This window comes from Cohnella fermenti, assembly GCF_004801405.1.
Taxonomy (GTDB): Bacteria; Bacillota; Bacilli; order Paenibacillales; family Paenibacillaceae; genus Cohnella; species Cohnella fermenti.
On the sequence record NZ_SSOB01000001.1, the window covers coordinates 193,383 to 215,550 of the forward strand.

Genomic DNA, 22,168 nt, shown 5'->3' on the forward strand with positions numbered 1-22,168 from the left:
AGGAGCGAAGACATTGAGGTACTTTAACTATTTATCCTCGGAAGAAGCCCATTCGATCTTCCACATTCGGCCCGAGGAATTCGATTCTTCTTCAGATAAGGATACTCTTGCCTACGCCGTTGGAGCGGCGCTTTACATGCCGGCCACCAGGGCGACGATAGCTGACGATTTGATCTCTGAGAAGCAAGAAGGTCTCGTGTCCGCCGTCATTGATCTGGAGGATGCCGTCGGGGACAATCAGGTGTCTCAAGCCGAGGAGACGCTGCTTATTCATCTGGATAAGCTGGCGCTCGCCTTGAGGGACGGCTCGCTTCCTCGGGAGAAGCTGCCGCTGCTCTTCGTGAGAGTCCGTTCTCCGGAGCAGCTCTCCCGGCTGCTTCAGGCGCTCGGCGACACGGACAGGGTATTAACGGGCTTCGTGTTCCCCAAGTTCAACGAGAGCACGGGCGTCGCTTACTTCGAGACGCTGGCGGCATACAACGACGCCAGGATGGGCTCCCCTCCGCTCTATGGCATGCCGATTCTCGAGACGCCGGAAGTGATTTACCGGGAGACCCGGAGCGAGAAGCTGTTCGTGCTGTCCGAGCTGCTCTCCGGCTACCGTCCGTACGTTCTGAACGTGCGAATCGGGGCGACCGACTTCTCCAGCCTGTTCGGCCTGCGTCGCAGTCCGGATAATACCATCTACGATATCGGGGTTATCCGCGATTGCATTGCGGACATCGTTAATGTCTTCGGGCGCAGGGATGGGGGCTATGTCATCTCCGGCCCGGTGTGGGAGTACTTCAAGAGCGATCGTCTGTTCAAGCCGCAGTTGCGGCAGACGCCCTTCGAAGAGAGCATGGGGCGAAGCGGCCGCATGCTGCGGATGTCCTATCTCAACCGTTATGAAGACGGCCTGATGCGAGAAGTGGCCTTGGACAAGGAGAACGGGATATCGGGCAAGACGATTATTCACCCCTCGCATATTAAACCCGTACAAGCCATGTATGCCGTGACGCACGAGGAGTACATGGACGCCTTCCATATTCATGAGAATGACAAAGGCGACCTCGGCGTCATGGGCAGCCTGTACGCCAACAAGATGAACGAGATCAAGCCTCATCGCTCCTGGGCCAACCGGATTCTGATGAGAGCGAGAATTTATGGGGTGCTGCATGACTACCAGAACTACACCTGCCTTCTTGCCTCCAACCGAGAGAAAGCGAAGGTATGACATCCTGGGGAACCTGGCCGTCGAAGCGGAGATAAGCGACAATCCGCTTCAGCTTCCGCTCGATGCCTTGTTCGCCATGGCCGCACGCAAGAACAAGAAGAGAGGATTCCTCTTCGTCAGCAAGCTGCTTGGCAAACACATTCCGGTTGAGCCGCAGCTTGCTCTTCTTGCGGGCAGGGCGTTAGCCGAGCTGCTTGCCGCCGGGAACCCGGAACAGCCGAGCGCCGAGCTGGCGGAGATTGCCGATGCCATGAGGCATCCGGAAGCGGCCGCCTCCCTGTATGACAGATTGGCTTCCCGCAGGCTGGCTGTTGCAGACGACACGTTGTTCATCGGCTTCGCCGAGACGGCTACCGCCCTGGGACATGGCATGTTCGCAGCCTTCGAAGGGGCGGTCTCCTATCTTCACACGACCCGGGAGACGATTCCGGGCCGCAGCGTATGCGTCACGTTCGAAGAGGAGCATTCCCATGCCACTTCCCACCGCTGCTACATGGACGAGCCGGAGCGATTTAAGCTTGCGCGCACGATTGTGCTGGTCGACGACGAGCTGACGACCGGAAGAACGGCGCTTAACATCATCGACGATCTGCATCGCAAGTATGGAAGCGATCGCTTCGTCATCGCCAGCCTGCTCGATTGGAGATCGGACGAGGATCGCGCGCGCTTCGCGGAATTCGAGGAAGAACGCGGCATCTCGATTGCGGTCGTTGCGCTCTTGTCCGGACGGCTGACGCTGGAGGGGAGCCCGCTGGAAGGGGAGCAAGGAATCCGAGTTCTCAAGCCGACAAGCGGGACAGCGATACCGCTCCGACGGATCGATCTGTCGGAGTGCTTCAAGCGGGCTCGTTCTTCGGAGGGGGAGCTTGCTTATTTGCGTCTCAGCGGCCGATTCGGCCTCGACCATGCAGGACAGTTGGAGCTGGACGAAGAGATTGGCCGCGCAGCGTCCGTCTGCAAGAGCGCCCGAACGGGTGCGCGGGTTCTCTGCATGGGGACGGGCGAATTCATGTATGTTCCGATGCGCATTGCGGCGGGGATGGGCGAAGGGGTATTCTATCAATCGACTACCCGCAGTCCCATTCATCCGGTGGATCAAGCCGATTACGCGGTTCGGAACGGATGGTCGTTCGAAGCTCCGGACCACCCCGATCTGCTGAATTACATGTACAACATTCCCGAAGGAAGATATGACGAGTTGTTCTTCTTCATGGAACGCCCGGTCCCCCTGACGGAGGAGCTTATCAAAGTGCTTCAGGATCTAAATATTCCGAGCATTCATCTGGTTGCTTGCGGGAAGGAGGAGACGACGGAATGAACAGCTTGGGAACGATCCGCATTCCAGAACCGATGCCTATGGGGAGCTATCCTCCGGGCGATGTAACCTTCCTCTTAAAGGATCTGAGCGACGTCCGGCTCGAGCGCGAGTCGGCGGAGCGGGAGCGCGTGATTCAAGGCGGCGGGCATTATTCGGAATCGCTGCCGATCGAATACAGGCCTACTGCCGAGTATGTGGAATTGTTCCATAAGACGCTGCGGGATAACGCGGAGGCTCTGGCGCTGGCGACGGGAACGGTAGCCGAGTTGATCTTGAGCAAAAGAGGGCAGGGCGTCGTGCTCGCATCGCTGGCGCGTGCGGGAACTCCGATTGGCGTGCTGATTAAACGTTACGTCAAGGCGATTCATGGGTACGATTGGCCGCATTACAGCCTATCGATCATCCGGGGGAAGGGCATCGACGAGAATGCGCTGCTCTATATCCATCAGCGGCACGGGCTAAGCGCCGTGCAATTCGTGGACGGATGGACGGGCAAGGGCGCGATTCGCAAGGTGCTGAGCGAGGCTTGCCGCGACTTCGGGCATAAATACGGCATCGCGATGAACGACGATCTGGCCGTTCTTGCCGATCCGGGGCAATGTGCCGAGACGTTCGGTACGCGGGACGATTATTTAATCCCAAGCGCTTGCCTGAACGCCACGGTATCCGGACTGATGAGCCGAACCGTGCTTAGAGGCGATCTTATCGGTGCCGGGGATTTCCATGGAGCCAAGTTTTATCGGGAATGGCTCGAAGAGGACCTCTCCAACCTGTTCGTCGACGAAGTATCGAAGCACTTCGAAGCCGTGCAAGCCGAAGCGCGGAGCAGGGCGGACAGGCTGCTTGCCGATCCGGCGGCTGCGGAGACCACTTGGCAGGGCTTGAAGGATATTGAGCGCATACAGAGAGACTTCGGGATCGAGGACGTTAACTTGGTGAAGCCGGGAGTGGGGGAGACGACCCGCGTGCTGCTTCGTCGGGTCCCTTGGCGAATACTCGTGAACAAGCTGGACAATCCGGAGCTCAGGCATATTATGCTGCTGGCGAAGGATCGCGGAGTTCCGGTCGAGGTCTATCCCGAGCTGACCTACTCCTGCTGTGGAATCATCAAGCCGGTGAGAGGGGAATCCGAATGATCTTCGCCAGCGACCTGGATTTGACGCTTATCTATTCGGAGCGCTCGATGGGCAGCGTCCCGCCGGAGGAGCTTGTGCCGGTCGAATTGTACGAGGGGCGCTACATCTCTTACATGACCAAGACGGCCATGGATCGCTTGGAAGAAGTAGCGGGGATGGCTGCCTTCGTGCCCGTGACGACGCGCACTCCGGAGCAATACAACCGCATCTTCGCCATCCTGGAGCGCTACCGGCCGGTCTATGCCATTGTCAGCAACGGCGGTACGGTGCTGCAGAACGGACAACCGGACTTGGAGTGGCGGGAAGAGGTGCAGAGAGCCTTGCAGCATGGCTGCGCTTCGCATGAAGAGATCCTGGCGCGCTTCGGCCGTATCTCGAATGAGGATTGGGTGAGGTCGTCGCGGCTCTGCGACGGCTTGTTCTTCTCGATCGTCGTTGAACGAGATCGCCTGCCGGTCGATGCGATTGAGGCCTTCCGAGGAGAATTGTCATCGCTGGGATGGACGTATTCGCTTCAAGGCAGGAAAATTTATTTGGTGCCGAACGCCATCACCAAAGGAGCGGCTCTCGCTTATGTGAAGGAGCGGCTCGCTTCCGCGTTCGTCATAGGCGCCGGCGACAGCTTGCTTGACGAGAGCTTGCTGCTGGCGTCGGATGCGGCATTCGCGCCGGTTCACGGGGAGCTCGGCGTACGGTATTCCGAGCATCCCCACATTCGCTTCACCGGCAGCACGGGAATACGGGCCTCCGAGGAGATCCTGAATGCCGCGGTGGAACGGATAAGAAGCGAACGTGCCCGGTTAGGTGCCATTTCTATCTGAATTTTGGAAAAGAGGAAGCGTCGACGATGACAAAAATCTACATGAATCGGTGGTTCTCAACCGCTTACCACTACATCAATATGATTCGCGGCAATGCGGACGGGCAGGCGTTCGAGTTCTACGGAACGCACCCGGACATCGATCATCTGTCGCTCCTGGCGGCAGACCACCGAGCGACCGAGCCGGCTCTTCTAGGCGAGGAATACGCGAGGTTCTGCGCGGAGCATTGCCGCCGCAACGAGATCGACCTGTTCCTCCCCAGGCTCCACATGGAAGAGATCGCGAGGCATATTCACCTGTTCGACGAGATCGGCACCAAGGTGATGGTGTGCAGGGACTTGGCGCTGCTCGATTCGATGATGGAGAAGGATAAATTTTACGACAAGGTCAGGGCTGCCGGCACCATTGCCATTCCGGACTACGAGGTTGTCCATACGGCGGAGCAGTTTAAGCAAGCCTGCGAGAGGTTAACCGCCGACGGTCATGTCGTCTGCTTCAAGCCGACCAAGGCGGAGGGCGGGATGGGCTTCCGGATTATCGACAATAACCGAGATCCCTTAACGGAGCTGTACGGCTATGTGACGTTGTCGACGACGTTCGAGGCAGCCTATGCCACTCTCTCCAGCGTAGAACAGTTTGACGATTTGATGGTTATGGAGTGGCTTGAAGGGCCGGAGTACAGCATTGACTGCCTGGCTACCGCCGAAGGCTCGCTCCTCGCTGCCATTCCCCGCCGCAAGGCCGAAGGGCGCAAGTATATCTTGGAAGATAGTCCGGAATTGCTCGAAATCTCTCAAAAAATCGCTGACGATTTTAGAATCCCCTATGCCTTTAATATTCAAGTTCGTTATAATAAAGGTATTCCGAAGCTGTTAGAGATTAACCCCAGAATGTCCGGGGGCTTGTATATCTCTTGCTTGGCCGGGGTAAATATGCCTTATCTGGCTGTGCAGACCCTGATGGGGCTGCCGATCGCTCCGCCGGAGCTCCGGTTCGGAATGACGGCCAGCTTCATCGAACAACCGTTGCTGCTGGGTTAGTGGATTTATACAAGATTACCGGAAGGAAGGAGATTCCTTGCATACATTTAAGAGAAACGCCCTCCTGGCGCTTGGAAGCTTCGTCGCCGGTATCGTTGTGTTCCATTGGTACTCCGTTTACGCGGCGCTGGCGGTTCCGACCGTTGTGATGCTCATTGCCGCTTCGCTTCCCTTAAGGAAGGCTGAAGCCGATTCGCGAGCAGGGAATATCGAATCTCCGCAAGCGGCTCCGCCCGCACCTCCACTCGAAGGCTCTCGGAGTCGGCCGGGGAGGCAGGAACCGGCGGCAAGCCCGGCCGGTCAAGCGGCTGCGGCAGCTCCCGAATCTTCCGAGCAGAGGCCGATCGCGGACCCGGAACTTGCTTCGGCCAGCGAGTACATCGGAGTCATCCAGGATATGATCCTTCTGGAAGGCGAGAAGGCGAGCCTGGACGACGAGATCGTGCAGAAGACGCTGCTGCTGCTGTCCCGAATCAATCGGCTGATTCCGGATCTGGACGTGTTGGGAGACAGCAATATGAATTATAATATCGTCCGGCTCGTAAGGAGAGACCTGAATTCGACAATCAACCCATTCCTGCGGCTCAGCGGCGAGGCCAAACGGCAGAACCGGCGTTTGCTTCTGGATGGGATTAAGGATATAAACTCCAAGCTGACTTCTTATACGCAGACCATCGAGCAGAAGGATCTGCTCGAGCTTCGCACCAAGGCGGAATTGATCCAACAACGCTATCGGTACAACGATTAGCCCAGAGGAGGCAGGAAGATGTCCACGACCGCGCAAGCTTTGCAAGTTCAAGTGAAGCCCGACGATATCAACCGATTGGAACAGGAAGCCCGGCTTACCATGCAGCGGGTTGCCACAACGGATGTCGCTCAGCTCGATACACTGATGGACGAGATCTCCAGAAGGGGCCAGAAGACGCTTGATCGCTCCACCCAAACGCTGGGGATGCTGGAGCGGCCATTGAACGACTTGGCTTCGGGCAAGCGTTCGGAGATCACGGCCAACATGCTCAAGCTGCGCACCGAGGTCGAAGAGCTGAGTCGGAGCAAGCAGTTGAACATCTTCCAGCGACTTCTGCGCAAGACTTCGCTTCAGCAATACGTGTACAAGTATCAGTCGGTTAAGACCAACGTTACCGCCATTGTGACTTCCTTGCGCCACGGCCGCGAGAATCTGGAAGAGAATATCGTTCTGATGCGCAACTTGAAGCGGAGCAGCTTGGAGAACGTCTACGATCTGCAGATGCTTATCGAGTACGGCAACCGCTTAAAGGTTCTGTTCGAGCAGGAATTGACCAAGCCCGAGAACGAACCCCGCAAGGTTCAACTTGAGCGGGGCTTGCGCAAGGTCGTTACCCGCATACAGACCTATACGGAGATGATCATGCTCTACCAGCAAGCGATTGCGGGCACGGATATTATTAATGACACGAATGACAAACTAATCGACGCGGTTGACGGCGCCATCGACAAGACGCAGCATCTTCTGTCCGTGTCGGTGCTGATCGCCCAGGCGATCGACGATCAGTTCAAGGTCATCGAAGCCGTTAACTCCACGAACGAGATGCTCGGCAACCAGTTCGCGGAGAATGCGCGGTTGTTGAATGAATCCAGCGACAAGGCGACGCAAGCGCTGGTCAAGCCGGCCATGAGCCTCGAGCTTGTCGAACGCGCGATGGCGGATCTGTTCCAGGCTATGGACAAGTACGAGAATTCCAACCGTCAGATCATTCAGACCGTCTCGGAGCAGACCGTGAAGATGACCGAGATCAACCAGAAGGTCGGCGAGCGGATCGGCCTCCAGCCGGGCAACCAGACGAAGGCAAGCACTCCGCCGGCAGCATTCCCCGAACCCACGGCCAAGGGATTCCTCGAATAATAGAGGAAGGCGGAGCGGGATCGCACACTGCAAGGGTGCAGGGCTGCAAACTGCAAGGGCGCAGGGCTGCAATTCGGTGAACCCGCAGGACGGCAAGACCGTGAAACTGCGGACCGCGAGACTGCAGACTGCAAGACTGCAAGACCGTGAAATCGCAAACCGCGAGACTGCAAGACTGCAAGACTGCAAGACCATGGAACCGCAAACCGCGAGACGAGCAAACGGGCTAATGGCCCGTTTTTTGCTGCCCTATTGCGCTGAAAGGACGAACCGGTATCCCACCAATCAACCTCACCAACCTCGTCAAACTCGCCAACTTCACCAACCTCATCAAACTCGCCGAACTCAACAAACTCACTGAATCTCCGCTGAGCCCGCCGAAGCCGCCGAACTCACCAGACCCGATGGCCGCCGGATTTATGTGAAAAATCACATTGGTGCTGCCCGATAACGGGTGAGTTGCCCGATTTTATGCGAAAAACCACATTCATGGAGAAAAATCCGGCCCGAGGTGCTGGATATATGCTAAAAACCGCATAAAACGCCGCAGTTCCCCTCCATTCCAGGCCAACGAATGTGAAATTTCATATAAAATCGCAGAATCCAACGGGCGAGGATAGGGAGCTGCCCCAAACCTCATCAACCTCATCAAACCCGCCGAACTCGCAGAAGCTGCCGAGCCCGCCAACCCCACCAACCCCACCAAGCCTACCAAACTCCTCATAATGCTCCCAATCTGCCGAAGCTACCACCTCCATCCCCACCAATTTATCGTAGCACTCCATCTCCACCATTCCTAGCAAACTCGCCAGACTAACCAAACTAACCAGACTCACCGAACTCGCCAGAACTCAACTCCGCTGAGCCCGCCGAAGCCGCCGAACTCACCAGACCCGATGGCCGTCGGATTTATGTGAAAAATCACATTGGTGCTGTCCGATAACGGGTGAGTTGCCCGATTTTATGCGAAAAACCACATTCATGGAGAAAAACCCGGTCCGAGTTGCTGGATATATGCTAAAAATCACATAAAACGCTGCAATTCCCCTCCATTCCAGGCCAACGAATGTGAAAATTCATATAAAATCACCGAATTTACCGGACGAGGGGGGGCGTGCAGCACGAGGGAATGCGGGAGCGAGAGGGAGGAGAGAGAGCACGCGGAGTACGAGTGTGAGTACGAGTGGAGTTGTGAGTGTGAGAGCGAATGAAAGTTAGTTTGTTAGACGGAATGAGCAGGTGCGTGCGGTGGACGAGTGTGTAGGCGATCTTCGAAACTTCCCTGACGGTTTTTTATTTTCTAGATGAATAAATTACGGACGAGTTATCCAGAATTATTCATATGAAGACTAGGAGGCGCATAGAGTCTAATAGGATGATCGCTAGGGAGCGTGCAATGTATGATCGAATTTGGCATTATGGCGGCTATTGTTGTTTTCTTGATAGTCGCGGCGGCCTCGGAACGTACCGAGGATATTATGGAGACGCTTGAGCGCCCTTAACCGGGAACGGCCTCGAGACAAGAACAGCGCACCCCTTAGGAGTGCGCTGTTCTGATTGTGGTTGGTCGCATTATTTGCCCGTATACAGCTTGCTCTTCACGAGAGCTTCGACGAACGAGATCTTGCTGTAGGCCGTACCGCCTTGCAGGAGAGGATCGACGATGTTCACGAAGGCGTCGCCGTTCTTGACGGCCTTCAGGTTCTTGTAGATCGCGTTCTTCTGCAGATCCTTAAGCGCGGACGTGTTCTTCGGGTTCTCGTCTTCCGTGAATTGGACGAACAGGTAGTCCGGGTTGATCGCGGCGAGCCCTTCCATCGAGATCAACTGCTGGGCCTTGGCATCCTTGACTTCATCCGGGAAGGAAGCTCCGAGATCGGAATAGAGCGTCGGGTTGAAGAAAACGTCCTTCGGGTAGATGTACAGGTTGCCGGCGCGAATCCGGACGGCCAGGACGGTCTTGCCCTTGAACTTCGGAGCGAGCTTCGCCTTGGCGGTATTCATCGTGTCGATGTACTTCAGGATGATCTGGGTCGCTTCGGCCTTCTTGCCGGTAAGGGTAGCCAACAGCTTCAGGTTAGGCAGCCAATCCGACGAGATGTGGGAGACCGGGATCGTCGTAGCGATCTTCGCCAGCTTCTCGTTCGTCTCAGCCGGGAACTTCGTGCTGCTGAGGATGATGTCCGGCTTCAGCTTAAGGATAGCTTCGAGGTCCGGCTCGCTCTTCTCGCCGATCGGCGTTACGCCCGACAGAATCTTGGAGAACAGCTTCGGGAACTCCCCGCCGACCGTAAGCGAGCCTTGAGGAGTGAAGTTGAGCAGCAGCGCATCCTCCAGCGATTCGACGGAGCCGGTGATGACGATCTTGGCCGTCTTGGTCGGAACGGTGTACGTTTTGCCTTTATAGGTGATCGTCTGGGTCGTTGTCGCCGCTTCCGCGACGTTGCCGGTCGCAGGGACGACACCCAGAATAGGTCCCAACCCGATAGCCAGCACTCCTGCCAGCAACAGAGCCTTCATGCTTTTTCTCATAATGCTTGTAACACCCCTTCATAATAATGAGAATCATTATCATAATAGTAATGGAGATTCTCCCCTCTGAACATGGACAAAATACGCAAAATAACTGGACGATTTCCGGATTGGCTGCGTATCCGAACGGTGGGCCCTCCAAGGATGCGGTTGGGACCCCCACCCGACTAGGCTCATCCACGATCCGGCAGGGAACTCGCGCCATGCCTCATCGCCATCCCCCGCCGCGTGCCCCACCACTATGCCCACCGTCGTATCCCTCGCCATCCCTCGCCATGCCCCACCACCGTCACCCACCGCCTCACCATCGCCGTCCCCCGCTGCCGCCCCGTCGTCATCACCCGCCACCATCACCCGCCACCATCACCCGCCGTAACTCGGCACCCGCCGGCCATTAACAGCGTGCTTGGCAGCTTTAGGTCGGTTCCCAATATCGTGCAGATTTGATACACTCATTATAGTACTGAGAATCAATATCAGCGATGCTGAGGGGGATTCAGCATGTCTTCAAGATTGCTGTCCGAGGAGCATGATCGCTCGCGGGCGGAATTCCGATTGGATCAATTGACGCCCAAGCTGTGGGACATCGATATTCTCAAAGGCGGACCGTCGTGGAGGATCGAGCCGCAGTTGACGGATGACCATACGATGATTGTTCTTCTCGGCGGGGGAGGGACGCTTGTTCGGGATTCGTCCTCCTGTACGATGAACCCGGAGACCGTCTATCTGGCTCCTGCGGCAAGCACGTATTCCTTCGAGGGGGGAGAGGGAGAGAGCGTTATTGCGGTTGTCCGCTTCGGGCTGTTCCGAGAGAGCGACTCCGGCCGGGAGAGGCTGCTTGCCGACCCGGTGAAGTGCCTCCTGCAGCGAATCGACGGCTTGCCTCTCGCTCCGCAAGGTCGTCTGGCAGGACTGTGCCGGTCGATCAAGGAACAACACGGGAGCGAGGACCCGCTCTTGCGCTGGAAATCCCAGGCGACTCTGCTGGAGCTTCTCGCCCTACTGTTCGGGGCCGCCCGCCGGGGGCGGAGAATGGATAGCCGGAACGCCCTGGAGCTGGCGAAGTCGCATATGGACGAGCACTACGGCGAGGAACTGACAATCGAACGGCTGGCGGGCATCGCGGATCTCAGCCCGAAGTACTTCGTCGATCTGTTCAAGAAGCAGTACGGCATCAGCGCTGTGGACTATCTGACGCAGATTCGCATCAAGAAGGCGAAGAAGCTCATGATCAGCTCGGAGATGAGGCTGAAGGACATCGCGCACGAGGTTGGCTACGAGGATGAGTTCTACTTTAGCCGCAAGTTCCGCAAGGCGGTCGGGATCTCTCCTTCCTCGTTCGTCAAGAAGCGGCGGAACCGGCTCGCCGTGTACGGCTCCGCTTCCCTGCTCGGGTATCTGATGCCGGTTCAGGTCATTCCGCACGCCGCACCGCTGCATTCGAAGTGGGCGGGCTTCTATTCCAGCGCCATCGGATCGGATATCGCCGTCCATCTGGACGCTTACCGGCACAATCAGAACAAAAAGTCGAATCTCGGGCTGTTGGCGGAATCGAAGCCCGATCTTATTCTGTGTCCTTCGACGATCGATGCGATGGAGAGGGAGGCCCTCTCCGGAATTGCCGAGCTGTTCGTGATGCCGCCGGAGCGCGAAGGCTGGCGGTCAAGCCTGCTCGCGCTGGCCGATCGCCTGGACGAGAGGGCGGAGGCGGAGCGGTGGATCGGCGAATTCGAGGGCAAGCTGGGCCGCGCGCGCGACAAGCTGGGCTTCGGCAGCCTTGCGCCTGCCCCGCGGGTGCTTCCCGTTCGTCTGATCCACGAGCGCTTCTATATTCATTGCAACCAGGGCATGACCGATGTGCTGTTCGACGGCCTCGGCGCCTCGTTCGCCTATGAGGGGACGCCGCTGCCCTACGATCGGGAGATCGAGATGGAGGAGCTGGACGAGTCCGACGCGGATCTCATCCTGCTGCTCATCCGCAAGGAGACGGAGACGCTGGGGGGATGGAAGGCATTGCAACGATCGCCTCGCTGGCTCTCCTTGAGAGCGGTGCGGGACAACAAGGTTCATCTGATCTCGTCCGAGCCTTGGAGAGAGTATTCGCCGATTGCGGTTGAGCGGATTCTGGATATCTCGATGGAGGTTCTGTCCGGAAATCGTCCATTCTAATTCTGGATTTTGTCCATGGTCCCTGCGCCGGCGATCGTTTACTCTGTTAAATGATATTCATTCTCAATGCTGCGGCATAAGAAAGGTGAGACACCCCTCATGAGAAAAGCAGGATTGACGATAGGACTGGTCCTAATTCTGGCCATGCTGGCGGCGGCGTGCGGCAACGGCAATTCGAATTCAAATTCGGAGTCCGCGTCCGGCGGCTCATCTCCAAGCTCATCCGCGAGCGAATCCCCAAGCGCATCATCCGCAGCAAGCCCGTCCGCAGCTTCCGCAGCGGAAGAAGCAGGCGCAACGAGGACGATCGGCTATCTGGATAAACAATATGTCGTGCCTGCGGACGCCAGCCGCATTGTTATTGTAGGCGCTGTGGAAGCGATGGAGGATTCGATCGTTCTGGACGTTCACCCGGTCGGCGCGATTACGTTCTCGGGCGTCTTCCCCGAGATGTTCCAATCGATTACGGACGGAGCGGAGTCGATCGGCGAGAAGATGGAGCCGGACTTGGAGAAGGTGCTCGAGCTGAAGCCGGACGTCATCCTCGGCTCGTCGAAGTTCCCGGAAGAGACGATGAAGAAGCTGGAGAAAATCGCGACAACGATTCCGTACTCCCACATTGCGACGAATTGGGAAGCGAATCTCGAGCTGCTCGGGGAGCTGAGCGGCAAGCAGGAGCAGGCCGCGAAGGCGATCGAAGACTACAAGGCGGATCTAGCGGCAGCGCAAGCGCAGCTCGGAGAGAAGCTGGCTGGCAAGAAGGTCGTCGCGCTTCGCATTCGCGGAGGAGAGGTCTACGTGTATCCGGAATCCGTCTTCTTCAATCCGGTGCTCTACGGCGATCTCGGGCTGGAGGTGCCGACTGAAGTGCAGGCGGCGAAGGCGCAAGAATCCATCTCGATCGAGAAGCTGGCCGAGATGAACCCGGACTACTTGTTCCTCCAGTTCCTGGACAGCGAGAACGCGGACGCACCGAACGCGCTGGCCGATCTTCAGAACAACCCGATCATCAAGAACATTAATGCCTTTAAGAACGGCAAGGCGTTCGTCAACGTCGTCGACCCGCTTGCGCAAGGCGGAACGGCGTACAGCAAGATCGAATTCCTGAAGGCGGCGGTGGCGAAGCTCTCGGAATAGCCAACCGCCATGAACATGACGTGAACAAGACATGACTAAGGTGTGTTCCCATGCGACTTAAATCCGCGCTGCCGGCGACAATTCTCGTGATCTCCCCGGCGGCGGCTCTGCTTCTTATCGTCCTCTCCGTCCTGTTCGGAGCGAAGAGCATCTCCGCTTCGGAGATCTGGGACGCGATCGTCCGCTTCGACGAGAACAACATCGACCACCAGATCATTCTGACCTCCCGGCTGCCGAGGGTTCTCGGCGCTCTCTTGATCGGCGCCTTCCTGGCGGTATCGGGGGCGCTGATGCAGGGGATCACCCGCAACTACCTCGCATCCCCATCCATCATGGGCGTATCGGACGGCTCGGTGTTTATGGTGACGCTGTGCATGATTTTCCTCCCGGATATGAATTCCATCGGTCTGATCACGATGTCCATGATCGGGTCGGCGGTCGGGGCGGGGCTTGTGTTCGGCATCGCATGGCTGCTTCCGAATGGAATGTCGCCGGTTCGGCTCGCCATTCTGGGCACGATCATCGGCACCTTCCTGGGCGGCATCTCGCAGGCGGCGGCGACCTATTACCAGATCTCGCAAGGAATCGGCTTCTGGTACAACGCGCGTCTCCATCAGATGGACCCGGCGCTGATCAAGCTGTCGCTTCCGTTCGCGGCTGTCGGGCTCGTGCTTGCGCTTGCCCTGTCGAATTCGGTGAGCGCGCTGTCGCTCGGGGATGAGGTGGCGTCGAACCTCGGCGTTCGCGTCCGGCTGATCAAGGGGCTGACGATGCTGGCGGTCGTGATTCTGACGGGAGTTGCCGTTGCGCTCGCTGGGAAAATCGCCTTCATAGGCCTGATCATCCCGCATATCGCGAGGATGCTGTCCCGGACGGTGGATTACAGGTGGCTGGTTCCGGTGTCCGGGGTGCTTGGCGGGTTGTTCCTGGCGCTGTGCGATCTGCTCGCCCGATTCGTGAATTATCCGTTCGAGACGCCGATCGGCATCGTCACCGCTTTGTTCGGAGTGCCGTTCTTCCTCTACCTCATCAAGAAGAGGGGAGGCGGACAGCATGCCTAGAGGGACCGCGTCAAGATTCTCCGTCGTGGCGGTCGCCCTGCTTGCCGTAAGCGCGTTGGCGTTCTACCTCAGCCTGACGAACGGAACGTTCGACATCTCCGTCGCCGAAGTGTTCAAGACCTTGCTGCGCATCGACGCCAATCCGGACTTCGAGCTTGTCGTCTTCGAATTCCGTCTGCCCCGAATCGTGCTTGGCGCACTGGTCGGCTTCGCGCTTGGCATTGCGGGTTCCGTCATCCAGGGAGTCACGCGCAACGCGCTCGCCGATCCCGGCATTCTCGGCATCAACGCGGGAGCGGGGATGGCCGTTGTGCTCTACATGCTCGTGTTCCAAGGGAGCACCGACATGACCGACTGGCTCGGCATCTACGCGATGCCGCTGTTCGGCCTGGCGGGCGGCTTGACGGCCACGGCGCTTATTTACATGCTGGCCAGAAGCGAGGGGAGGATCGACCCGCAGCGGCTGATCCTGGTCGGCATCGCCCTCGCCTCCGGCTTCGGAGCCGTCTCGACCTTCCTGTCGCTCAAGATGAATGCGAACGACTACGAGATGGCGGCGGTGTGGCTGGCGGGGAGCATCTACAGTGCGAACTGGCCTTTTGTGAAAATGGTGCTGCCCTGGCTGCTCGTCTTCGTTCCGCTTCTCTGGTGGCGCGCTCGCGTTCTGGATCTGTTCCAGTTGGAGGAGTCGAGTACGCGGGGGCTCGGCGTAAGGATCGAACGGGAGCGCAACTGGCTGCTGCTCGGCAGCATCGGGCTCGTCAGCGCAAGCGTCGCCGTCTCCGGGAGCATTGCCTTCGTCGGCTTGATCGCACCGCATATGGCCAGGCGGATGGTCGGCCTGCAGCATCGGCTCAGCCTCCCGGCCAGCGGCCTGGCCGGAATGGCGATGGTGCTGGTCGGGGACTTCATCGGCAAGACGGTGTTCGCTCCGGCACAACTGGCGGTCGGCATCGTCATCTCGATTATCGGCGTTCCTTACTTCGTCTATTTGCTGTTCAAGACGACTCGATAACGAGGGTCGGACTTTTATGGAGGTGGCCCGTCGATCATGATTAGAAGTCGCAAGCATACGGCAGCGGGCAGAGAACTCCTCGTCTATGTGCCCCCTTCCTATGAGAACTCCGCCGAAGCGCGGTACCCGGTCGTCTATGTGCACGACGGCGGCGAGCTGTTCCACGCCTGCTTTAACCAGATCGAGCATCGCTTCCGTCAAGGATCGCTGCCCGAGCTGATCGTGGTCGGCGTCGTCTCGCCGAATCGCAACCGCGACTATACGCCATGGCCGGCGGAGTCGCTTGTGCCGGGCTATCCGCCCTTCCTCGGGGAAGGGCGCGCCTATGTGGACGAGCTTGCGGACGTCGTTAAGCCGTTCATCGATGCGAGCTATCGGACGAAGCCGGAAGCGGAGCAGACGGCGGCCATCGGCGGCTCGTTCGGCGGGCTCATCTCGCTGTTCGCCGGTTATTGGCGTTCGGACGCGTTCGGGAGGCTCGGCCTGCTGTCCGCTTCCTTCTGGTATGAAGGCGTGCTGGATTATGTGCGAGAGCACCCGCCGCTGGACGAGAAGCTGAAGGTTTACATGTCCGTGGGCGATTGCGAGGGCATCTACAAGGCGAATGCGCAGCTTAACATGGTCCCGTATACGCGACAGGCCTACAAGGCCTGGACCGGCAAGACGGGGAGCGGCTCCGAACGGCTGCGGTTCGAAGTGACGCCGGGCGGCACGCATGATCTTCATTGCATGGCCCAGCACTTCCCGGAGGCGCTCGAGTGGTTGTTCGGGGAACGGCCGGTCGAGCGGAAGAGCGAATCGCCATCCGAGCATCCCTTCACGCTGCCGGGCACGACAACTTGGGAGATGCATTCGCGGCGAACGGGGCGGCCGTACCGCATCTTCCTGTATGCCCCGACTTCCGGCGAAGCGCCGGAACGGGGCTACCCGGTGCTGGTCTCGCTCGACGCGAACGCATCGTTCGCCACTCTCGCCGAAGCGATGCGGCTGCAAGGGCGTCCGCCGCGCGGCTTCTCGCAGGGAGTGATCGTCGGCATCGGCTACCCGTCGGACGAACCGCTTGTGACGAGTCGGCGGTTCTACGACTATACGACGAAGGCCGATCCCGCGAAGCTGCCGGCTCGGCCCGACCGCTCGGAGTGGCCGGAGACGGGAGGGGTGAACGAATTCCTCGCCTTCCTCGAAGAGGAGCTGCTGCCGGCCGTCGAACGGGCCTTCCCGATCGACCGCGAGCGCCGGGCGCTGTTCGGCCATTCCCTTGGCGGCTGGTTCGCGCTGCACGCGCTGGCCGAGCGGCCGGAGCTGTTCTCCGGCTACATCGCGGGAAGTCCGTCCGTCTGGTGGGACGGCTCGGAGATCCAGGAGCGGCTGCCCGCCGCTCTGGAGAAGCTGGACCTGGCGCAACGGCCGATCTCCCTGCTGATCGGAGTCGGAGCGGACGAGAAGCCGTCGATGGTGGCGGAGGCGGAACGGCTCGCCCGGCAGCTTGAGCCGCTTCGCGAGCGCGGCCTGCGGCTGGAGTTCCGCCGCTTCGAAGGAGCGGGTCACGTGTCGGTCGTTCCGGCTCTGGCGGGAGTGATCTTCCGGTTCCTGTTCGAGCATAGGGAACGGATTTGAAGATCAGGTCATGGAAGCATCGCGTTTGGCGAAACGTTAACCCGAGGAGCAAGAGCTCCTCGGGTTTGTTGCTTTCTCTCCCGGTTGCCGTTGTCGCACCGCACCGCTGCGAAGCTGTCGAAGTCGAGGGCAGCCGGATTTTATGCGAAAAACCGCATTGGCGCAGCTCGATGACAGGGAGTTTGGACGATTCTATGTGAAAAATAGCATAAATGGAGAAAAATTCGGTTCGAGCTGCCGCATGTATGCTAAAAACCACATAAAACATCGAGATTGCCTCCTTTTCCAAGCCGACGAATGTGAGAAATCATATAAAATGGCGGCATGAATAACGCATGTTGGATATCTATCCTCCGGCAAGAGCAACAGCCGTTCGGTCCAAGTCCGACCTGGACTTAAGGAGGGGGCTTCTCCTCACCCGCGGACGGTTCTTCGCTCGGCCCGCATTCCGATATACTTCAGACATTGCAGAAAAATCAGGAGGTTGGCGTCATGACGGAAGCGGTGCTGGAACTTCGCAACTTAACGAAGAGAATAGGAACTCGGAAGATTGTCGACAATCTCACCTTCGACATCCCCGCAGGGGAAGTATTCGGGTTCCTCGGCCCGAATGGCGCGGGCAAGACGACGACGATCCGGATGATCGTGGGACTCATCTCGATGACGAAGGGAGAGGCGCGGATCAAGGGAGTGTCGGTGAAGGAGCAGTTCGAGCTGGCGATGACGCATGTCGGCGCAATCGTCGAGAACCCGGAGATGTACAAGTTCTTGACGGGCTACCAGAACCTCGTTCACTTCGCAAGGCGCCACAGCGGCGTCACGAAGCAGCGGATCGACGAGGTCGTGAACATGCTCGGCTTGCAGAACCGGATTCATGAGAAAGTAAAGCGCTACTCGCTCGGCATGAGGCAGCGGCTTGGCGTCGCGCAGGCGATTCTGCATCGGCCGTCCCTGCTCATTCTGGACGAGCCGACGAACGGGCTTGACCCGGCGGGAATTCGCGAGCTCCGCGATTATTTGCGGAAGCTGACGAGGGAGGAGGGCATCTCCGTCATCGTCTCCTCGCACCTGCTGTCCGAGATGGAGCTTATGTGCGACCGGGTTGCGATCATCCAGGCGGGCAAGCTCGTCGACATCCGCTCGATGCAGGACGCGCGCGAACAGTCGCAGTCGAAGATCGTGCTTGAGGCCGGCGATCCCGTCGCGGCGCAGCACCTGCTCGCTCAATTGTTCGATGCGGCGCAGCTTGCCGTAGACGGTACCCGTATCGAGATCGCCGCCGACAAGTCGGCAATTCCGAATATCGCACGCGTGCTGGTCGCCGCGGATATCGAAGTGCTCGGCATTCATGCCGTGCAGAAGACGCTCGAAGAGCAATTCCTGGAGATTACCGGAGGTGAGATGGTTGTCTAGTCTATCGCAATTGATTCGCAACGAGAACATGAAGATTTACCGCCGTCCCCGCACGTGGCTGATGATCCTCTTCCTGATCGGCACCGTCGCGCTGATGAGCGGACTGATGAAGTGGGACGAGAGCAAGCATGACGCCGGCGATTGGCGGGCGGCCGTAACCGAGCGGAACGCGGAGCTGAGCCACGTGGTTCAGAACAACGCCGAGCTCGGCGAGCAGTCGCGGTCCGATCTTCAGAACCAGATCAAGCTGAACGAGTATTATCTGTCGCAGAACATCGATCCGGACCGACTGTCGGTATGGAGCTACGTGAACAGCTCGGCCTCGCTGATCATTCTCGTAACGCTGCTCACCGTTGTCGTCGCCGCGGACATGATCGCGGGAGAATTCACCTGGGGCACGATCAAGCTGCTGCTCGTCGGCCCGGCTTCCCGGACGAAGCTTATGCTGGCCAAGTACGTCTCGACGATGGCGTTCGCGCTGCTTCTGCTCGTGCTCTGCTTCGCCGCCGCTCTCGTCGCGGGGGGCGTGCTGGCCGGCTTCGACGGGCTGAGCCTGCCGGACATCTCGATCGATGCGAGCGGAATGATCCATGAAGGCAATATGCTGTTCCATGCGCTTGAGAAGTACGGCTACAGCGTCGTTATGCTTGTCATGTACGTCACGATGGCATTCATGATCTCGGCCGCATTCCGCAGCTCTTCGATGGCGATCGCGTTCTCGCTTCTATGCATGCTGGTCGGCAACACGCTTTCGGCTCTCTTAAGCGGGTACGACTGGGTCAAATACTTGATTTTCCCGAACATCGACCTGACGCAGTACATGGACGGAGCGACGCCGCTGCGGCCGGAGATGACGCTCGGCTTCTCGGTCTCGATGCTGATCGCCTATTATATCGCCTTCCAGCTTATCGCCTGGTTCCTGTTCACGAAGCGGGACGTTGCCGGATAATCCGAGATACAGCAACGTTCAGACCACACGCGATATGCTTGCGGTCTGTTCGCTCTGGATGAGAATTCATTAATTTTCGCCACCTCCGCTTTGGAAACGCTGTATAATAACGAGCAGTGTAGTCCAATTGGTCTATTATGGCAAAGGAGCTGGCACACATTAATTGGTTATCCAGATTGGCCGTATTAAGCCTGGCGCTGCTTCTGACCGTAGGCACCGGGTCGGCATTCGCAGCATCGAGTAGTACTTTATTCATAGAAGACGAGAAGGTAAGCCTGAACCAGAGCCTCCGACTGGTGGACGGGGTGACGTTCGCTCCGGTGAAGGAGTTGGCGGCGCTTATGGACTGGCACGTCGCATACGACGCGGACGCGGGTTATGTCGTCGTCATGAACGGGGAAGGCGACAAGCTCGCGTTCCGCAGCGGCGAGTCCGAGGTTCGCTACAACGGCAAGACATACGACATCCCCCAGACGGCGCGGATGATCAACGATACCTCGTACCTTCCGCTCCGCGTCCTGACGGAAGCGATGCACGCGCAGGTCGGCTGGCAGGCGGAGGATAAGCTCTCGTCCGTGACGGATGTCGAGCCGTATGTCGTCCAGAGCGGCGATACGCTCGCGAGCATCGCCGAGGCGAACGGAACGACGGCTGCCGCGCTGAAGGTTCGCAACGGACTGACGAGCGATGCCTTGAATGCCGGCGATTCGCTGAAGATGATCGTGCCGGAGTTCATGGACCCAGCGACTGCCGACGTGGCGCTCCTCTCCAAGCTCATCCAGGTGGAAGCGGGCTACGAGCCGTACGAAGGGAAGATTGCGATCGCGAACGTCGTGCTAAACCGGGTGAAGAGCGGACGGTTCCCGGATACGGTCAGCGGCGTCATCTACGCGGCGGGGCAATTCCCTCCGGCGAGGAACGGCAATCTCCAGACGCTGTCGGCGTCGAGCGAGAGCGTTCAGGCGGCGAAGGCCGCGCTCTCCGGCGAGAATGTCGTGCCCGGCGCGCTGTACTTCTTCAATCCGAAGCTGGAGCCGGCCAAGGCGAAGAAATCCAGCGTCGTCAAGACCATCGGCCATCATATGTTTATCCGATAAACGATTAAGGCAGTTAATGAACGGCGTTTCGGGGAGGAGCCTCCCTGAGCGCCGTTTTCGGCTGATTTGGCCCGCTCAGGGCCGATCCGTTGCGTTGACAGACCGTTCCTCCGATGATAGTATCAAGCCGACTTTTGAATCCAAGCAAAGAATGTGATGAAGTGTCTCAGAACGGAATTCCCTCCGCAGGCCGCTCGGATCCCCGGGTCGGAAGAAGAGAAGCGTTCCTGAATAAGCATCTGTCCGGAGCGGCGTTCGATTATCGCCAGTTGATCGCGCTCTATATCCCTATCCTGATCGACCAGGCGTTCATTATCGGTCTTAACCTGCTCAATACGGCGATGATCTCGTCCGCGGGCGTCGATTCGGTGAGTGCGGTGAACATGGTCGACTCGCTGAACATGTTCCTGCTCAGCCTCATCGTTGCGCTGTCGACGGGCGGGACGGTTATCGTCGCGCAGTTCAAGGGCAGCGGCAACACGGCCATGGTGCCGAAGGCGGCAGCCGGGTCCATCTCGACGGTCTCTTTGTTCTCGCTGGCTGTCGGTCTTGTTATGATGATATGCCACAATTCGATTCTGGAGCTGCTGTTCGGCTCGGCGAGCGAAGAGGTGATGGGTCTTGCCCGGACGTACTTCCTCGGAAGCTGCGCGTCCTACTTCGGCCTGGCCATCGTGGAGGCGGTGTGCGGGGCGCTGCGGGGAATCGGCCGCTCGAAGGCATCGCTTGCGCTGTCGCTGATCATGAACCTGGCGTACGTGCTGCTGAACGTTCTCTTCATCAACATCCTGAAGATGGACGTGGCCGGCATGGCGATTGCCGTCAATATCGCCCGTTATCTCGGAGCCGTCTGCGCGATCGTCTTCCTCTTCCGCATCGATACGGAGCTGAGGGTTCGTCTGGCGAATCTGGTGAATATCAACATCGGCACGGCGCGCAAAATCCTCTCGATAGGGATGCCGTTCGCCGCCGAGCAAATGTTCTTTAATGGGGGGAAGCTGCTCACGCAGACTTTTATCGTCGGCATGGGCACCTACGCCATCGCGACGAATGCCATCAGCAACTCGATCGCCGCCGCGCTGCAGATTCCGTCCAGCGCCTTGTCGATCGCGCTCGTGACGGTTGTCGGCCAGAGCATCGGCGCCCGGAACGTGGGGGACGCCCGCAAGTTCATCCGGTCGTTCCTCTGGCTATCCTCCGGCTTCCTTACGCTTATGATGCTGATCGCGCTGCCGCTGTTCCATCCGATCATCGATGGCTTGTTCCATGCGCCGGATGCGATCCGGGGCGATCTGTTCGTGATCTTCCTGGTCAACGCGCTTGCGCAGATTCCGCTGTGGTCGATGAGCTTTATTCTGCCTTCCGCGCTGCGGGCCGCCGGAGACTCGAAGTTCACTTCGACGGTCTCGCTGCTCTCGATGTGGCTGTTCCGCATCGTGCTCGGCTACACGCTCGGCGTCGTGCTGGACTACGGAATCGTTGGCGTCTGGCTGGCGATGAACCTCGAATGGGGAGTGCGCGGCCTTGTGTTCTGGTTGCGGTATCGCGGCGAGAAGTGGTATCGGAGGAAGCTGGTGTGAAGTATGAAGTATGAAGTATGAAGTATGAAGTATGAAGTATGAAGTATGAAGTATGAAGTATGAAGTGTGAAGGTGGTGCGAGGCTATTCGTGTTCTGGCGCGGAGACGTCGGCGGCTGGCGGCTGGCCGATTCTCCCGCTGGCGTCGGCGGTCCATTCAAGCGATCGGACGGCTTGGCGATT

The 22,168-nt window shown here is 58.6% G+C and carries 18 protein-coding genes; 16 read left to right on the forward strand and 2 right to left on the reverse strand.

Annotated features, from left to right (window positions below; all coding sequences use genetic code 11):
* The first annotated feature begins 13 nt into the window (after positions 1-13).
* From E6C55_RS00690 to E6C55_RS00720, 7 genes are read left to right on the forward strand one after another with little or no spacing between them, the layout of a single operon-like run.
* Complete coding sequence (locus E6C55_RS00690) at positions 14-1,216, forward strand: HpcH/HpaI aldolase/citrate lyase family protein (RefSeq protein WP_136367848.1); 1,203 nt, start codon at positions 14-16, stop codon at positions 1,214-1,216.
* A complete protein-coding gene (locus tag E6C55_RS00695; protein ID WP_168735377.1) occupies positions 1,158-2,534 on the forward strand; it encodes a phosphoribosyltransferase family protein in 1,377 nt (458 codons plus the stop codon). Before E6C55_RS00690 ends, E6C55_RS00695 begins: the two co-directional genes overlap by 59 nt.
* Positions 2,531-3,670: a cysteine protease StiP family protein gene (locus E6C55_RS00700; protein ID WP_136367850.1), complete on the forward strand. Its 1,140-nt coding sequence runs from the start codon at positions 2,531-2,533 to the stop codon at positions 3,668-3,670. The genes E6C55_RS00695 and E6C55_RS00700 overlap by 4 nt, the downstream gene beginning before the upstream one ends.
* Positions 3,667-4,491 carry an HAD family hydrolase gene (locus E6C55_RS00705; RefSeq protein WP_136367851.1) on the forward strand — a complete coding sequence of 275 codons (825 nt, stop codon included), beginning with the start codon at positions 3,667-3,669 and terminating at the stop codon, positions 4,489-4,491. The genes E6C55_RS00700 and E6C55_RS00705 overlap by 4 nt, the downstream gene beginning before the upstream one ends.
* Positions 4,492-4,517: 26 nt before the next feature.
* On the forward strand, positions 4,518-5,531 hold the full coding sequence (locus E6C55_RS00710) for an ATP-grasp domain-containing protein (protein ID WP_136367852.1): 1,014 nt from the start codon (positions 4,518-4,520) through the stop codon (positions 5,529-5,531).
* A gap of 37 nt (positions 5,532-5,568) precedes the next feature.
* Positions 5,569-6,279: a hypothetical protein gene (locus E6C55_RS00715; RefSeq protein WP_136367853.1), complete on the forward strand. Its 711-nt coding sequence runs from the start codon at positions 5,569-5,571 to the stop codon at positions 6,277-6,279.
* 18 nt (positions 6,280-6,297) lie between these two features.
* Positions 6,298-7,416, forward strand: coding sequence for a toxic anion resistance protein (locus tag E6C55_RS00720; RefSeq protein WP_136367854.1), 1,119 nt, complete (start codon positions 6,298-6,300; stop codon positions 7,414-7,416).
* Positions 7,417-8,000: 584 nt separating this feature from the next.
* Here E6C55_RS00720 and E6C55_RS00725 read toward each other — a convergent pair.
* Together E6C55_RS00725 and E6C55_RS00730 are read right to left on the reverse strand one after the other, a co-directional pair.
* The gene (locus E6C55_RS00725) at positions 8,001-8,210 is read right to left on the reverse strand and encodes a hypothetical protein (RefSeq protein WP_136367855.1); all 210 of its coding nucleotides are present in this window, start codon (positions 8,208-8,210) and stop codon (positions 8,001-8,003) included.
* Between the two features lie 778 nt (positions 8,211-8,988).
* Positions 8,989-9,948, reverse strand: a complete 960-nt coding sequence (locus tag E6C55_RS00730; protein ID WP_136367856.1) for an ABC transporter substrate-binding protein — start codon at positions 9,946-9,948, stop codon at positions 8,989-8,991.
* 501 nt (positions 9,949-10,449) lie between these two features.
* On the opposite strand from E6C55_RS00730, the gene E6C55_RS00735 reads away from it, so the two are divergent.
* The 9 genes from E6C55_RS00735 (at position 10,450) to E6C55_RS00775 (ending at position 21,986) form a co-directional block, all read left to right on the forward strand.
* Positions 10,450-12,117, forward strand: a complete 1,668-nt coding sequence (locus tag E6C55_RS00735) for an AraC family transcriptional regulator (protein ID WP_136367857.1) — start codon at positions 10,450-10,452, stop codon at positions 12,115-12,117.
* A gap of 99 nt (positions 12,118-12,216) precedes the next feature.
* On the forward strand, positions 12,217-13,254 hold the full coding sequence (locus tag E6C55_RS00740; protein ID WP_136367858.1) for an ABC transporter substrate-binding protein: 1,038 nt from the start codon (positions 12,217-12,219) through the stop codon (positions 13,252-13,254).
* A 50-nt stretch (positions 13,255-13,304) separates the two neighbouring features.
* Complete coding sequence (locus E6C55_RS00745; RefSeq protein ID WP_136367859.1) at positions 13,305-14,315, forward strand: FecCD family ABC transporter permease; 1,011 nt, start codon at positions 13,305-13,307, stop codon at positions 14,313-14,315.
* A complete protein-coding gene (locus tag E6C55_RS00750; protein ID WP_136367860.1) occupies positions 14,308-15,330 on the forward strand; it encodes a FecCD family ABC transporter permease in 1,023 nt (340 codons plus the stop codon). The genes E6C55_RS00745 and E6C55_RS00750 overlap by 8 nt, the downstream gene beginning before the upstream one ends.
* Positions 15,331-15,366: 36 nt before the next feature.
* On the forward strand, positions 15,367-16,947 hold the full coding sequence (locus E6C55_RS00755) for an alpha/beta hydrolase (protein WP_136367861.1): 1,581 nt from the start codon (positions 15,367-15,369) through the stop codon (positions 16,945-16,947).
* A gap of 492 nt (positions 16,948-17,439) precedes the next feature.
* Complete coding sequence (locus E6C55_RS00760) at positions 17,440-18,360, forward strand: ABC transporter ATP-binding protein (protein ID WP_136367862.1); 921 nt, start codon at positions 17,440-17,442, stop codon at positions 18,358-18,360.
* Positions 18,344-19,309, forward strand: coding sequence for an ABC transporter permease (locus E6C55_RS00765; protein ID WP_230986452.1), 966 nt, complete (start codon positions 18,344-18,346; stop codon positions 19,307-19,309). The genes E6C55_RS00760 and E6C55_RS00765 overlap by 17 nt, the downstream gene beginning before the upstream one ends.
* 176 nt (positions 19,310-19,485) lie before the next feature.
* Positions 19,486-20,406, forward strand: a complete 921-nt coding sequence (locus E6C55_RS00770; RefSeq protein WP_168735378.1) for a cell wall hydrolase — start codon at positions 19,486-19,488, stop codon at positions 20,404-20,406.
* Between the two features lie 161 nt (positions 20,407-20,567).
* The gene (locus tag E6C55_RS00775) at positions 20,568-21,986 is read left to right on the forward strand and encodes an MATE family efflux transporter (protein WP_407923680.1); all 1,419 of its coding nucleotides are present in this window, start codon (positions 20,568-20,570) and stop codon (positions 21,984-21,986) included.
* Positions 21,987-22,168: the final 182 nt, after the last annotated feature.